Source organism: Undibacterium sp. TJN25 (assembly GCF_049339885.1).
Lineage (GTDB): Bacteria > Pseudomonadota > Gammaproteobacteria > Burkholderiales > Burkholderiaceae_D > Undibacterium.
Genome location: NZ_JBMPPM010000004.1, coordinates 252,310 through 266,558, shown reverse-complemented (window position 1 = coordinate 266,558; position 14,249 = coordinate 252,310). Strand labels below are relative to the sequence as shown.

The 14,249-nt window shown below is 55.3% G+C and carries 12 protein-coding genes; 2 read left to right on the top strand and 10 right to left on the bottom strand.

The genetic code is table 11. The features are described from left to right. Positions 1 to 78 precede the first annotated feature (78 nt). The 10 genes from ACO0LO_RS11355 to rfbB form a co-directional block, all read right to left on the bottom strand. Complete coding sequence (locus ACO0LO_RS11355; RefSeq protein WP_422964340.1) at positions 79 to 2,022, bottom strand: polysaccharide biosynthesis protein; 1,944 nt, start codon at positions 2,020 to 2,022, stop codon at positions 79 to 81. 146 nt (positions 2,023 to 2,168) lie between these two features. Next, positions 2,169 to 2,729, bottom strand: coding sequence for a sugar transferase (locus ACO0LO_RS11350; RefSeq protein WP_422964700.1), 561 nt, complete (start codon positions 2,727 to 2,729; stop codon positions 2,169 to 2,171). A 21-nt stretch (positions 2,730 to 2,750) separates the two neighbouring features. Next, positions 2,751 to 3,707 (bottom strand): NAD-dependent epimerase/dehydratase family protein, encoded by a 957-nt coding sequence (locus tag ACO0LO_RS11345; RefSeq protein ID WP_422964339.1) that lies wholly within the window; start codon positions 3,705 to 3,707, stop codon positions 2,751 to 2,753. 7 nt (positions 3,708 to 3,714) lie between these two features. Beyond that, on the bottom strand, positions 3,715 to 4,506 hold the full coding sequence (locus ACO0LO_RS11340) for a hypothetical protein (RefSeq protein ID WP_422964338.1): 792 nt from the start codon (positions 4,504 to 4,506) through the stop codon (positions 3,715 to 3,717). Positions 4,507 to 4,558: 52 nt separating this feature from the next. Further along, positions 4,559 to 5,980: a hypothetical protein gene (locus ACO0LO_RS11335; protein ID WP_422964337.1), complete on the bottom strand. Its 1,422-nt coding sequence runs from the start codon at positions 5,978 to 5,980 to the stop codon at positions 4,559 to 4,561. A gap of 3 nt (positions 5,981 to 5,983) precedes the next feature. Further along, positions 5,984 to 7,231 carry an O-antigen translocase gene (locus ACO0LO_RS11330; RefSeq protein ID WP_422964336.1) on the bottom strand — a complete coding sequence of 416 codons (1,248 nt, stop codon included), beginning with the start codon at positions 7,229 to 7,231 and terminating at the stop codon, positions 5,984 to 5,986. A gap of 179 nt (positions 7,232 to 7,410) precedes the next feature. Further along, entirely contained in the window at positions 7,411 to 8,355 is a 945-nt protein-coding gene (gene rfbD, locus ACO0LO_RS11325; protein WP_422964335.1) for a dTDP-4-dehydrorhamnose reductase, read from the bottom strand. Beyond that, positions 8,352 to 8,897 (bottom strand): dTDP-4-dehydrorhamnose 3,5-epimerase, encoded by a 546-nt coding sequence (gene rfbC, locus ACO0LO_RS11320; protein WP_422964334.1) that lies wholly within the window; start codon positions 8,895 to 8,897, stop codon positions 8,352 to 8,354. Before rfbC ends, rfbD begins: the two co-directional genes overlap by 4 nt. A gap of 50 nt (positions 8,898 to 8,947) precedes the next feature. Next, positions 8,948 to 9,844 (bottom strand): glucose-1-phosphate thymidylyltransferase RfbA, encoded by an 897-nt coding sequence (rfbA, locus tag ACO0LO_RS11315; protein WP_422964333.1) that lies wholly within the window; start codon positions 9,842 to 9,844, stop codon positions 8,948 to 8,950. A gap of 13 nt (positions 9,845 to 9,857) precedes the next feature. Then, positions 9,858 to 10,928, bottom strand: coding sequence for a dTDP-glucose 4,6-dehydratase (gene rfbB / locus ACO0LO_RS11310; RefSeq protein ID WP_422964332.1), 1,071 nt, complete (start codon positions 10,926 to 10,928; stop codon positions 9,858 to 9,860). Between the two features lie 567 nt (positions 10,929 to 11,495). Here rfbB and grpE point away from each other — a divergent pair. Next, complete coding sequence (gene grpE, locus ACO0LO_RS11305; protein WP_422964331.1) at positions 11,496 to 12,071, top strand: nucleotide exchange factor GrpE; 576 nt, start codon at positions 11,496 to 11,498, stop codon at positions 12,069 to 12,071. 133 nt (positions 12,072 to 12,204) lie between these two features. Continuing rightward, positions 12,205 to 14,142 (top strand): molecular chaperone DnaK, encoded by a 1,938-nt coding sequence (dnaK, locus tag ACO0LO_RS11300; protein ID WP_422964330.1) that lies wholly within the window; start codon positions 12,205 to 12,207, stop codon positions 14,140 to 14,142. Positions 14,143 to 14,249 lie beyond the last annotated feature (107 nt).

Genomic DNA, 14,249 nt, shown 5'->3' with positions numbered 1-14,249 from the left:
TTTTTGATGGATAGTTATAGGGTGCGGCTCGTTTATGGCCGCTGCTAGATCAATTCTGTCAATGCGATCAATTTGCGGCTAATGCAGCATTGCGCGTGGCAGATCCACCGGTACCGTGGCCGTTTCGCTGCCAGGATGCGTGATCTGCCAAATAAAGTCTTCTATGCCGCACTGCGGTTCGTATTCTGCCACTGTTTCCAGCAACAGGGAACGCACTTGATGCAAATCGAAGCTGTCGCATGCTGATTCCAGCTGCCGCAGCAGCAGCGTCAGGCGGGCCCATGGGATTTCGTCTTCCTGGGCGCGCATGATCAGCGGATGGCTGGTGCCTTCCACATTGTCGCCGATCAATAATTCTTCATATAGCTTTTCGCCGGGGCGCAGCCCCACGTGGTGAATTTCTATCGTGCCCTCGGGTGTCGTGTCGCTCTTCACTTCCAGCCCGCTCAGATGCACCATGCGCTTGGCCAGGTCGATGATGCGCACCGGTTCGCCCATGTCCAGCACAAAAACATCGCCGCCTTCGCCCATCGCGCCAGCCTGCAGCACCAGCTGTGCGGCTTCCGGTATCGTCATGAAGTAGCGTGTAATTTCAGGGTGGGTCAGTGTAATGGGGCCGCCCTGCATGATTTGTTTGCGGAACAACGGCACGACCGAGCCGGACGAACCCAGTACATTGCCGAAGCGCACCATGCAGAAGCGCGTCGTATGTTGCGCGCGCGCGCAGGCTTGCAGGATCAGTTCTGCCAGCCGCTTGGTGGCGCCCATGACATTGGTCGGACGCACTGCCTTGTCGGTGGAGATCAGCACAAAATTCTTGACGCCGGCGCGGATCGCCGCCTGGGCCACGGTCAGCGTGCCGAACACGTTGTTGCGTATGCCTTCCACCGGATTGTGTTCTACCAGCGGCACATGCTTGTAGGCGGCGGCGTGGTAGACGGTATCGACATGGTAAGTCTCGAAGATCTTGTCCAGCTTGGCGGTGTTCTGGATATTGCCCAGGAAGGGGATGATTTCCAGGTCCAGGTTCAGGCTAGAGCGTAGTGCATCGAGCTCTTGCTCTATGGAGTACAGCGCAAATTCGGACATTTCAAACAGGATCAGCTGTGCCGGTTTTTGCCGCATGATCTGGCGGCACAGTTCTGAACCGATGGAGCCGCCGGCGCCGGTCACCAGCACCCGTTTGCCGGTAATACAGGTGGACAGCAGGCGCTCGTCCGGCTCTACTGAATCACGGCCCAGCAGATCTTCAATCTCGACTTCGCGGATATCCTGTACCCGGAGTTCGCCGCTGATCAGGCTCTTGATGGAAGGGGTGACCTTGATTTTCAGCTTGTACGGTTCCAGCTGGTCGAGTATCTGCTTCTGCCGTATCTTGGAGATGGACGGCATCGCCAGCAGTACCTCCTTGATGCCATGCTGGCGTATCAGGTTGCCCAGGTTATCCACGCTGGAAACCTTGGTGCCGCCTATGGATGAGCCTTGCAGATTGGTATTGTCATCGATAAACGCGACACAGACGAATTCATCGCTGGCACGCAATGCGGTGGCCAATTGCGCGCCGGCCTTGCCGGCGCCGTAGATCGCAATATGGATGGCATTGTCGCTGCGGTTGATACCGAGCAGGTAAGACCGGGTCAGGAAGCGGCTGGCTGCCACATACAGGATGGCCGCAGCCCAATAAATGAAAAATACCGCGCGCGATAGCGCCATGATGTGTGTCATCACACTGATGAAGGCCAGCGCCATCACCGACAGCGTGACGCCGAACACCACCACATAGACGATCTTCTGGTCGATGAAGCGGATCACGGCGCGGTACAGGCCTATCCGCACGAAGATGGGGATGGAAACGAAAGGAACCGAAGCGATCAGCCAAAAGTAATGCGAGAACAGTGCACTATTGAAGCCGTCATAGCGCAGCCAGATCGCCAGTACGAAGGCTAGCGGCAGAAAAATCGCGTCTGCGGCAGCGGCGATGATCTGCTTTTGTAATCGGGGTAGCGCGAGTATGGTTTGCATTGCGAAATTAATAATATTATTGTTATTAGAGCTTATCGGCTGTCTGTGCTGGCATCCGGCACAGATAATAAACAAGTTGCTGCTTAAATATGTCTTACATTTGTAACCAAAGTAAACAGCATTGCAGCATTTTATTAAATTAGCAATTAATGTGTTACACCATCCCGCTTGAGCACTTTAAAGAAAGTCAGGAACAGTATCCGCAAATCCAGTCCGAAAGACTGATGCTGCAAATAATACGCATCCAGGGCGACTTTGTCAGGTATGGGCAGCTCGTCCCTGCCATTGATCTGGGCCCAGCCTGTCAGGCCAGGGGGTATCTGATGCACGCCGCTTTCGGTGCGCAGGCCTATCAGATCATGCTGATTGAACAGCGCCGGACGCGGCCCGACGAAACTCATGTCGCCTTTCAGGATGCTCCACAGCTGCGGCAGTTCATCGAGGCTGGTTTTCCTGAGGAAGGAACCTATGGGCGTCAGATACTGGTCTGGGTTGCTGAGCAGGTGAGTCGCCACGGCAGGTGTGTTGGTGCGCATGGTGCGGAATTTGGGCATGCGGAATAGGGTGTTGTAGCGCCCGACGCGGTCTGACCAGTAGACCGCCGGTCCGGTAGATGTCAGCTTGACGCAGGCAGCGACAATGGCAACCGGCAAAATCAGCACGCAGGCCGCAGCCAGCGCCAGCAACAGGTCAAAAAATCGTTTCAGCATGGTCGAATAATCACTGGCTTAATGTCTGGTCAGATGCCGGGCGGTTGCTTGCAAGCCCTGGCGAACGTTAAACGGCGGTGTCCAGCCAAGCCGGCTACGCGCTTTACCGATGTTAACCTGCAGCGATTGGCACAGACGCTGTGCGGCCGGTTTTTTGCCGGCCAGCGCCGCCGCCGCCATCAGCAGCGCAGGGGGAAAGGGTAGCAAGCGGGAGGGCAGGTCGAAGGCTTGTGCGGCACTTTGCAGCAGCTCGGTCGTCGACAAATCTTGGCCGTCGGACACCAGGAAAACTTCATTGTAGGCGGCGGGCTGGTCCATGCAGGCCAGCACCAGGCTGACCAGGTTGTCGAGATAGACAAAGCTGCGCTTGTTGTGGATGCTGCCCAGCGGTAGCGGCAAGCCTTTTTTTACCCAGCGCATCATGCTGAGAAAATTGGCTTTGACGCCGGGACCGTACACCAGCGGCGGCCGTATGATGGTGACTGCCATGGACGTGGTCTTTGCCAGCGCCAGCAGGGCCTGTTCCGCCTCGCATTTGGAAATGCCGTAAGGATCTGAAGGCTGCGGTGCCGCGTCCTCGGTGAATGCGGCGCCGGGCGGTGTTTCTTCGCCATTGACCTTGACCGAGCTGAGGAAAATGAACTGGCGGACCCCGGCTGCGGCGGCCTGGCGGGCCAGTTGCAGTGTCGCATCCACATTGGCCAGCCGGAATGCCGCTAGCGGATCGCTGGCCTTATCTTGCATGACATGCACGCGCGCTGCGCAGTGGATCACTGTAGTGATGCCAGGCAGGCTGGCACTCCAGTCGGTGTCGGGACCGATGTCATCAATCGTTTGGGTGCGCGCGCCTGCCAGTTCAGGCCCTAGCGGTTTCCTGCTCACGCAGGTCAGCGGGATGGATTGCTGAAGCAGGCTTTGGGCAACGGCATGCCCGACAAAACCGGTGGCCCCGGTAAGTAATACGGATAATGTCATGAGGCAACTACTTGGCGGAAGTCAGGTTCGCCTGGCGGTCGTAGATGAAATAACGACGGGACAAAAACTTCAGGAAGCTGCGGAAAAACCAGGACGCATGCTGTGAAATCAGGTTGCGGTTCTTGTGGGCCGCTGTATGCGTGGCTTTCAAGGAAGGATAGTAGCGGACGCCGTTGCCCAGCAGTTTTTGCGAGCGGTAGCAGATATCCACATCCTCGAAATACATGAAATAGCGCGGATCGAATCCTTCCAGCGCCGAATAGTGCATTGCATCAAAAGCGAGGAAAGCGCCGGATGCCCAATCCACATGGCAAATGTTGTCCATCTGCGCTTTGTCGTAAGGCTGCGACAGCGAGCGCACGACTGCCATGCGGATCAGTGAGAAAACGTCGGGGAAGCGGCGGATATTTGAATCTGCAATTGCATACTGGCGGTCGCGGTACAGATTGATGGTAGCGATCGGATACCTGTCCTTGTGCATTTGCTCGGCCAGGCAGACGATGGATTCCGGGTCTATCGTGATATCGGGGTTCATGACGACAAACGTGTCGCCGGGCTTGAAGCCGAATTCGCTGCGCACCAGCTCATACAGGAAATTGTTATTATCGCCAAAGCCCATGCCGGGCTTTGCATCGCTATAGGTAATGCCGTGCTGGGCGCAAAATGCGCGCAGCCCTTTGCTGGGCTTGTTGTCTTTTACCCATACTCTCATGCAGGGGCCGGCATTTTGCAGGCCGCCGAGGCGGCTTGCAATCAGCAGGTCCTCGTGGCCGTGACTGACGATGGCAACATGAATCATATTGAAATGCTATCCTTAGAGCGGGTAAACAAAAGCATTAGCCCCAGAGGGCTTAAGCAGGCGAGCGGGGATCGCTTTTTTTCCCGAAGCGCACCTGCTTCCAGTAAACCAAAAACAGCCACATGAGTTTGAACGATGGCAGGGTATGCACAGGCATACCGGCGCCATTGCCTGACATCCAGATTTTCTCATAAAAACAAGGATCTATAGTGCCTGGATTTTGCCAGGGAGGTTGTTTTTCACCTTTGTTGAGATCATAGGCATAACTGATCCTGTCGGCAACGTTTTCTATACTATGCGCATCATGTATTTGTGCAAGTATTGCTGCTGTTTCAACGCCTTTTCTTTGCTGCACCGCAAGAAAATCCGCCAGATCCCTGACCAGCGCCTTTACATCGGCCGATTTCAACTGGTCAGCGGGCGAGTAGCCATGCGACCCTGTCAGCACACCGAAGCTGGGCACTCCCAGGCTGAATATCTCCGGAAATGCGGTTCCCCCTGTCAGCGGAAAGCTGTCTACATACGCTGTCGCCTGGCGGAGGAAATCCAGATACTTGTCGTGCGGCATCCTGGCATGGAATTCCACCCTGGACCTCAGTTTCAGCCAGGTTTTCCACCACCACCAGTTGGATGCAAGCCGGGGCCCGATCAGCACCAGCCGGTTATTACGTACCTTGGCAAACTTCTGTACAAATTGTGGGAAGGAAAATCCGTCGTTTGGCTTATATTTGTAGGCGGTTCCCGCCGATGCAAGGTAGGCCTGGCTGCTACCGGCAGATTCACTGGCGATTCTCTGTTCGGGCAGCTTCAGTGGAATGCCGGCAAACACCGACTTGTACTGTATGTTGCGGCGTGTGCGCAGCGACCAGCCGAAATAGCTGACTTCCAGCACCCTGTCCGCAATTCCATGGCCGTAAGAAAATACGTGGTCTGCGTGATTATAGAGAAGCACCTTCACGCCGAAAAACTTGCCCGCCAGCGCTGCCGCCAGTACGGCTTCAATATCGTAGGGATGGATATGCAGGATGATGCTTGCATGCTGTGCAAACACATCAATCATGTGCTGGATTCTTTGCCTGCTGCCTGCCTGTTTGGGCGATAGCGCGCAGCCATATCTTGCCCTGGACAGTTTGCGCAGGGCATTCGGCTGTATTGTCTCCGTAATGAAGACGCCGGCTTCTGCCAGCGCTGACGAGGACAGCAGATGCTCTACGACGCGCGTATGTCCGCCGGTATCGTAGGCCTTGGTCAGCACGTGCAGATATTCACAGCGGCGCGCGGGTATTCCTGCAGGCTGGAACTCGCCTCCGTATTGTTGCAGCAGCAAGGATTCCAGCTGCGCCAGCTCGTACTGGCCCACGCTGTTTTTCCACAACAGGTCGCCCAGGAAGCGGGACATCGAGATCGCCTGGTCCAGATGTCTGGCGCCGGCGATGGCGTCTATTGAGCGCTGGATGAAAGCGGAAAGGCTCATACTTTATTGATAGTCCGTTTTATGGAGTATGGCAGCGATGCATATCCAGTACAGCAGATAATTGAGCGCGAATGCCAGCACGGAGCCTTTCAGGCCGAACATCGGGGTCAGCCAGTAGGTCAGTAGCACTAGCGACAGGCTGAAAACCAGTTCGGTAATGATATACTCCTTGGTCATCGCGCGTCCCAGCATGACAAAACCCAGCACCCAGCTGCCGATCTTGATTACGTCGCCGGTCAACTGCCACGCCAGCAGATCCAGCATGGGTGCAAAATCGGCAGTAAATACCAGCTGTATGACCCAGTTGCGCAGCAGATAGACCGAGGCCGCGCCCAGCACCGTTATCGGCAGCACGAAGCGGTAGACACGGCGGATTTCCTTTTTCAGCTCGGCCCCGTCCTTTATCTCCGACAGCCGCGGCAGGTAATATACGGTCAGGGTTGTCGTGATCAGCATCAGGTACATGTCGCTGATGCGGGTCACGGCCTGCCAGTATCCGGCCGCATCCCAGCCGAAATCATGCACCAGGTGGTTGCGGATCAGCAACTGGCTTAAGGGCACCGCGACTGCGGTGACAATCGCCATCAGCGCGAAGGCGGCCAGCTGGCGCGCGATGCCGGGATCCAGTTTACCGAACAGCATGGACAGGTTGAACCAGCCCGAGCGCAGGCACAGCGCCAGCGTGACGAAAGCCACGACAGACTGGTTAATCGCCAGCGCCACCAGCGCCCCGTACAGGCCCCAGGCGCTGGCCAGCGCCCAGGTTGCCAGCAGCGTGACGATGCTGGTGGCGATGTTGGCAGTAACATAGCTCGATACTGCTTTTTTGCCGTTCAGGATCGCCAGCAGCAGCGTGTTCAGTACAAAGAGCGACAGGCAGGCGGCCAGCCACAGGAAGACACTTCCCAGGCCTGCATCTTTCAGCACCGCGAGCGCGAGCGGGCGGTTGAAAACGGCAATCAGCACCGATGCGGTGATGGCAGTACAAAAAGAAATCAGGCCGGCGGTGCGCCACAGCCTGTGCTGCATCGCCGTGTCTTCGTGATACTGGGCCGTATATTTGGTAACGCCGGTGTTGATGGCGCCGCTGGCGAAGGACAGTATCATCGTCACCGCGTTCTGGAACTGGCCTATGACGGCATAGCCGGCTGGGCCGACATAGACGGCAAGCAGCTTGCTCAGGCCGAGCATGGTCAGCATACGCACGCCCACGGCGATGGCATTTAGCAGGCTGGTGCGTACCAGGCTCATGTATAGGCTTTCGGCGCCGCGGCAGTGGGCACGTAAAGTGCAATTGCCGGCACCGGGATATTCGTCAGGGAGCAGTAAGTCATTGCATGATTTCAGGGAGGGGCAGTAGCGTTGCCGTCAGGGCGGTGGTAGTCGCGCTGACCCGGCGCCTGACTTGAAACCGGCAGGCGCACTGGATACTAGGCCGCGTTGACTGTGCCTGCGTTTTCCATACAGGCCTTCATTGCATCTTCCCATTGCGGCGGATGCACCTGGAAGCGGCTGGCGAGCAGGTCCATGGACAGTGTGGAATTATGCGGGCGCGTTGCGGCGACCGGGTATTCGGATGAGGGAATGCCGGTGATGCTGGGCATGGCCTTGTGTAGCAAGCCCAGTGTTTCCGCATGGCCTATGATGGCGCGGGCAAATTCGCACCAGTTGGTATAGCCCAGTGTGCTCATATTGTAAATGCCGCTATGCTCATGCCAGATATCCAGGTCCAGCGCTGAAGCATCACGGCTGCCGGTTTGCAGGCGACGCACGATATCTGCAGTGGCCTGGGCGATCCAGCCTGCCCACGTCGGCGCGCCCCATTGGTCATTGACGATTTTCAAGGCATCGCGCTCATTTGCCAAGCGCAGCATCGTCAGCAGGAAATTCTGGCCGAACCTCGAATATACCCAGCTGGTGCGGAAAATCAGGTGCGCGCAGCCGCTGGCGGCAATCGCCTGCTCGCCTGCCAGTTTGGTTTTGCCATAGACATTGGCCGGATTCGGTGCATCCTGCTCTGTGTAGGCGGCCAGCTTGCCGTCGGCCTCGCGTTTGCTGCCGTCGAACACGTAGTCGGTGGAGTAATGGATCAGCGCTGCGCCCAGCCTGGCAGCTTCTTCCGCGATGATGCCCGGGGCATCGCCATTGATGCTTTGCGCCAGTGTAGTTTCGCTCTCGGCCTTGTCCACTGCGGTATAGGCCGCTGGGTTAACGATCAGCGTAGGCTGGACGGAACGGATGAAGGAACGTATCTGCTCCGGTTTGCCCAGGTCCATTTGCGAACGGTCTGCAATGACCAATTCTCCCAAGCCCCGCAGCGTTTCCCGCAGCGCATTGCCGACTTGTCCGCTGGTTCCGGTCAGCAGTATTTTCATGCAAATACCTCGGCCTCATGCAGCGATTTGCCTTGCTCGTCCTTGGCCGACAAAATAGGAGCCAGATTGTCCGGCCATTGCACACCTACCGTGGGGTCGTTCCACATCAGGCAGCGTTCATGTTCAGGCGCCCAGTAGTCGGTGGTCTTGTACAAAAACTCTGCCTTGTCGCTGGTGACGACGAAGCCATGCGCGAAACCGGGCGGCACCCACAGCATGCGCTTGTTGTCAGCGGACAGCGTCAATCCTACCCACTTGCCGAAGCGCGGCGAACTTTTGCGCAAATCCACGACTACGTCATAGACCTCGCCGACGGTGGCGCGCACCAGCTTGCCCTGTGTTTGCTGGATCTGGTAGTGCAGGCCGCGCAGCACGTTCCTGGCGGACATCGAGTGGTTGTCCTGCACGAATTCCGCGTCTACTCCTGTCAATTCCTGGAATTTCTTCTGGTTGAAGCTTTCATAAAAAAAGCCCCTGTCGTCGCCGAAAACGCGCGGCTCCAGTATCAATACTTCAGGTAGTTCCGTAGCAATCACATTCATTTCTTGTTTCTCCAGAATTCCGGGTTGCTTCTTGTTTGCTGGTTATTGTCTTAGTAGGCTTTGGAATGCAGCAGTTGCAACAGGTACATGCCGTATTCGTTTTTCTTCAGCGGCTGCGCCAGCTTTTCCAACTGGGCGTCATTGATATAGCCGCGCCGGTAGGCGATTTCTTCCGGGCAGGCCACTTTCAGGCCCTGGCGTTTTTCTATGGTTGCGATGAACTGGCTGGCCTCCAGCAACGACTCATGCGTGCCGGTATCCAGCCACGCCATGCCGCGGCCCATCAACTCCACGTTGAGCTGGGATTGCTGCAGATAGACATTGTTGACGTCGGTAATTTCCAGTTCGCCTCGCGCCGACGGTTTGATATTGGTGGCGATATCGCAGACTTGCTGGTCGTAGAAGTACAGGCCGGTCACTGCATAATTGGACTTCGGCTTGGTCGGTTTTTCTTCTATGCTGATCGCTTGCCGGCGTTCATCGAATTCGACGACGCCATAGCGTTCCGGATCGTGCACGTGATAGGCAAAAACGGTGGCGCCGACGGCGTGATTGTTGGCGGCCTTCAGTTTGGCTTCGAATTCATGGCCGTAATACACATTGTCGCCCAGGATCAGCGCGGACGGTGAATCGCCGACAAATTCGCGGCCGATGATGAAGGCCTGCGCCAGTCCGTCCGGGGACGGTTGTACGGCGTACGACAGTTCTATGCCCCACTGCGAGCCATCGCCCAGCAATTCCTTAAACCGAGGCGTGTCCTGCGGGGTGGAAATGATCAGGATTTCGCGCATGCCGGCCAGCATCAGCGTAGTCAGCGGATAATAGATCATCGGCTTGTCGTACACGGGCAGCAATTGCTTGGAAATGGCCTGCGTCACCGGATACAGGCGGGTGCCGGAACCGCCAGCCAGGATAATGCCCTTACGAGTAGTAATTTCTTGAGTCATGCCTGCTCCTGTTTTAATTGCTGTTCTTATTGCCGGAATACTGCAGATCCACCCACTTCAGATAATCGCCCGATTGCACCTGGGCCACCCATTCGTCATTGGCCAGATACCACGCAACGGTCTTGCGCAGGCCGGTCTCGAAGGTTTCCGCCGGTTTCCAGCCCAGTTCGCGCTCTATCTTGCGGGCGTCGATGGCATAGCGCCTGTCATGGCCGGGCCTGTCGGTGACATATTTGATCTGGTCGCGGTAGCTGCCCTTGGCCTTCGGCTGCAACTGGTCCAGCAGGTCGCACAAGGTATGCACGACACTGAGATTGGTTTTTTCATTCCAGCCGCCGATGTTATAGGTCTCGCCGGGCTTGCCGGCTTCCAGCACGCGGCGTATTGCGGTGCAGTGGTCGTTCACATATAGCCAGTCGCGTACCTGCTGGCCATCGCCATAGACCGGCAGGTCCTTGCCTGCCCTGGCGTTGGTGATCATCAGCGGAATCAGTTTTTCCGGGAAATGGTAGGGACCGTAATTATTGGAGCAATTGGTCGTCAGCGTCGGCAGGCCGTAGGTATGGTGATAAGAACGCACCAGATGGTCCGATGCCGCTTTTGACGCGGAATAAGGGCTATTGGGCGCGTAAGCGGTGGTTTCGCTGAAGGGCGGATCTTCCGCCGTCAGCGTGCCATATACCTCGTCAGTGGATACGTGCAGGAAACGGAAGCTGCTGCGCTCAGGCTCGGCCAGTCCTCCCCAGTAGGCGCGTGCGGCCTCCAGCAGGCTGAAGGTGCCGTTGACATTGGTATTGACGAAGGCGGCAGGGCCGTGGATGGAACGGTCCACATGGCTTTCGGCGGCAAAATGGACAATCGCCCGGGGTTTGTGCTCTGCAAACAGCTGGCTGATCTTGGCTGTGTCGAGTATGTCGCCCTGCACAAAAATATGGCGCGCATCCTGTTTGATGCTGGCCAGATTATTCAGATTGCCGGCATAAGTCAGCTTGTCGTAATTGATGACAGACTCTTCGCTCTGTGCAATCCAGTCCAGTACAAAATTAGCCCCAATGAAACCTGCTCCGCCTGTAACGAATATCATTCCGCTATCCCGTTTCGATTAAATCACCATTGAAAGCAGCAATTTTACGCGAGAAGAGGGGATAGCCGAGGCAATTTACCTGCTGGCAGATAAATTCGGCATCAATTTTTTGATGAGAAAAAATAATGTGAAAAAATAAACAGGCGGCGATGCCGCCCGAGGTAGTCAAATTGCCGGGTAACTACTGCTCAGCTGCCGCTGGTCTGTGTGTAACAGATCCACGCTACCGTCATTACGGTATAGGCAAAAACGATCAGGGTTATCAGGGAAAGTTTCATGTGGATTCTCCACGTACGATGTGGTGTTCGATGAGTGGGATAGTGCTTTACTGCATTTGGGTTAATTTCGCCTACCTTTATGGTAGATTGTTTTGTTTGGTTTGCCAGTAAAGGGCATGCCTATTTTGTAACGAAACGTCTCAGGATGCAGTGCAACATTAATTAATTTATTGTTAATTAATTGATGTCAGATCTGCTTTCTTTGCAAAAGTTCACATATACCCCTTGAAATGGCATGGTTACCCCCCCATTTCACGAATGGTATCGTATTGATCGTTGGAGGTATTGAATGCAAGAGCAAGAAAAACAGGCGGAAACACCAAATACTGCCGAACAAATTGTTACAAATACAAACGCAACAGATGCAACAGCCGACGCTGCTACAGGCGTTCCGCCGGTTGCGGACGCAACGGCGGTTGATGCCGTTGCCGTATTGGAAGCCAAGGTATCGGAGTTGCAGGATGCATTTATGCGCGCCAAAGCGGAAGGCGAGAATATTCGCCGCCGTGCCCAGGAAGACATTTCCAAGGCGCATAAATTCGCCATTGAAGGTTTCGCAGAGGCCATGGTGCCGGTAAAAGATAGTCTCGAAATGGCGCTGAAAGTGGAAACGCCATCGATAGAGTCGTTGAAAGAAGGGGTTGAAATGACCTTGCGTCAGCTTAGCTCTGCATTTGAAAAAAATCGCCTGATTGAAATTAGTCCGCAAAAAGGCGACAAGCTGGACCCAATGAAACACCAGGCTATTTCCATGGAGCCAGCCGATCAGGAAGCGAATACTATCGTTACCGTATTGCAAAAAGGATATTCCATCGCCGACCGCTTGCTGCGTCCGGCCCTGGTGACCGTCGCGCAAGGTAAATGATAGGAAATGATGCAAAATTGGGCAAAAACCGCTTGAAAAGCAGGGTTTTTGCCCTATATCTGGATCATTAAGCTTTCGGGCTTGTTTAGTTTAAAAAAACCACTCAAAAATTGAAGAATTAAAAGGAACTATCATGGGAAAAATGATCGGTATTGACTTGGGTACAACCAACTCCTGCGTCGCAGTGATGGAAAATGGCCAGCCCAAGGTAATTGAAAACGCTGAAGGCGCGCGCACTACCCCTTCCATTATTGCGTATCAGGAAGACGGTGAAATTCTGGTGGGCGCATCCGCCAAGCGCCAGGCGGTAACCAATCCGAAGAACACGCTGTACGCAGTAAAACGCCTGATCGGGCGCAAGTTTGAAGAAAAAGAAGTACAAAAAGATATTTCCATGATGCCTTACAGCATCAGCAAAGCCGATAACGGCGATGCATGGATCAGTGTGCGCGACAAAAAACTGGCTCCGCCGCAAATTTCTGCGGAAGTGCTGCGTAAAATGAAAAAAACCGCTGAGGACTATCTCGGCGAAGAGGTGACTGAAGCGGTCATTACCGTTCCTGCTTATTTCAACGATGCGCAACGCCAGGCGACCAAAGACGCAGGCCGTATCGCCGGTCTGGACGTAAAGCGCATCATCAACGAGCCAACAGCGGCTGCGTTGGCGTTTGGCCTGGACAAGGCTGAAAAAGGCGACCGCAAGATTGCGGTATATGACCTGGGCGGCGGTACTTTCGACGTATCCATCATTGAAATTGCCGACGTAGATGGCGAGAAGCAGTTTGAAGTGCTGTCCACCAACGGCGATACTTTCCTCGGCGGCGAAGATTTCGATCAGCGCATCATTGACTTCATCATTGATGAGTTCAAGAAGATCAATGGTCTGGACCTGTCGAAGGATCCCATTGCGCTGCAGCGTATCAAGGCATCCGCCGAGCGCGCGAAAATCGAATTGTCCAGCTCGCAGCAGACCGAGATCAATGAGCCCTATATTGCAATGGCCAATGGCGCACCTGTCCACTTGAACCTGAAAATCACCCGCGCCAAGCTGGAAGCGCTGGTGGAAGAACTGATCAAGAAAACGATAGAACCTTGCCGCACTGCAATCAAGGACGCCGGTGTCAAAGTGACCGATATCGACGATATCATCCTGGTCGGCGGTATGACACGCATGCCTAAAGTGCAGGAACTGGTGAAAGAGTTCTTTGGCAAGGACCCGCGCAAGGACGTGAATCCGGATGAAGCAGTGGCGGTGGGTGCGGCGATCCAGGGCTCGGTATTGTCCGGCGAACGCAAGGATCTGCTGTTGCTGGACGTGACTCCTTTGTCCCTGGGTATTGAAACCCTGGGCGGCGTCATGACCAAGATGATTCAGAAAAATACGACGATCCCGACCAAGTTCAGCCAGGTCTTTTCGACTGCGGACGATAACCAGCCTGCGGTGACCATCAAGGTCTATCAGGGTGAGCGTGAAATCGCCGCCGGCAACAAAGGCCTGGGCGAATTCAATCTGGAAGGCATCCCGCCATCAGCACGCGGCACGCCGCAGATTGAAGTGACTTTCGATATCGATGCCAATGGTATTTTGCATGTGGGCGCAAAAGACAAGGCCACCGGCAAGGAAAACAAGATCACGATCAAAGCCAACTCAGGCTTGACCGAAGATGAAATCCAGAAGATGGTGAAAGACGCCGAACTGAATGCGGAAGAAGACAAAAAGGTCAAGGAACTGGCCGAGTCCCGTAACCAGGGCGATGCGCTGACCCATTCCACACGCAAGGCGCTGGCCGAGCATGGCGACAAGCTGGAAGCCGGTGAAAAAGAGAAAATCGAAGCTGCAATCAAGGATCTGGAAGAGTCGCTGAAGAATGGCGACAAAGTGGACATCGACACCAAGCTGGCGGCGCTGTCTACTGCATCGCAAAAATTGGGCGAAAAAGTCTATGCCGACATGCAGGCTCAGCAGGCAGCTGGCCAGGCAGGCGGAGCAGGTGCATCCGGCGCATCGGAATCCAAACCCAAGGATGACGATGTGGTAGATGCAGATTTCAAAGAAGTCAAAGACAAATAAACGATAGTCCGGCGGCAGCGCAGCATTTGCATCAGGACTTGCTGTATTACCCTCCGCCAAGACTCGCCGGGTAGGTCGCTCGTTCATACGACGCCCTGCTCGGCGTT

Excerpts from the sequence above, each read along its gene's own strand:
- ACO0LO_RS11355 (WP_422964340.1), bottom strand. The coding sequence starts at position 2,022 with ATGCAAACCATACTCGCGCTACCCCGATTACAAAAGCAGATCATCGCC.
- ACO0LO_RS11345 (WP_422964339.1), bottom strand. The coding sequence starts at position 3,707 with ATGACATTATCCGTATTACTTACCGGGGCCACCGGTTTTGTCGGGCAT.
- ACO0LO_RS11340 (WP_422964338.1), bottom strand. The coding sequence starts at position 4,506 with ATGATTCATGTTGCCATCGTCAGTCACGGCCACGAGGACCTGCTGATT.
- ACO0LO_RS11335 (WP_422964337.1), bottom strand. The coding sequence starts at position 5,980 with ATGAGCCTTTCCGCTTTCATCCAGCGCTCAATAGACGCCATCGCCGGC.
- ACO0LO_RS11330 (WP_422964336.1), bottom strand. The coding sequence starts at position 7,231 with ATGAGCCTGGTACGCACCAGCCTGCTAAATGCCATCGCCGTGGGCGTG.
- rfbD (WP_422964335.1), bottom strand. The coding sequence starts at position 8,355 with ATGAAAATACTGCTGACCGGAACCAGCGGACAAGTCGGCAATGCGCTG.
- rfbC (WP_422964334.1), bottom strand. The coding sequence starts at position 8,897 with ATGAATGTGATTGCTACGGAACTACCTGAAGTATTGATACTGGAGCCG.
- rfbA (WP_422964333.1), bottom strand. The coding sequence starts at position 9,844 with ATGACTCAAGAAATTACTACTCGTAAGGGCATTATCCTGGCTGGCGGT.
- rfbB (WP_422964332.1), bottom strand. The coding sequence starts at position 10,928 with ATGATATTCGTTACAGGCGGAGCAGGTTTCATTGGGGCTAATTTTGTA.
- grpE (WP_422964331.1), top strand. The coding sequence starts at position 11,496 with ATGCAAGAGCAAGAAAAACAGGCGGAAACACCAAATACTGCCGAACAA.
- dnaK (WP_422964330.1), top strand. The coding sequence starts at position 12,205 with ATGGGAAAAATGATCGGTATTGACTTGGGTACAACCAACTCCTGCGTC.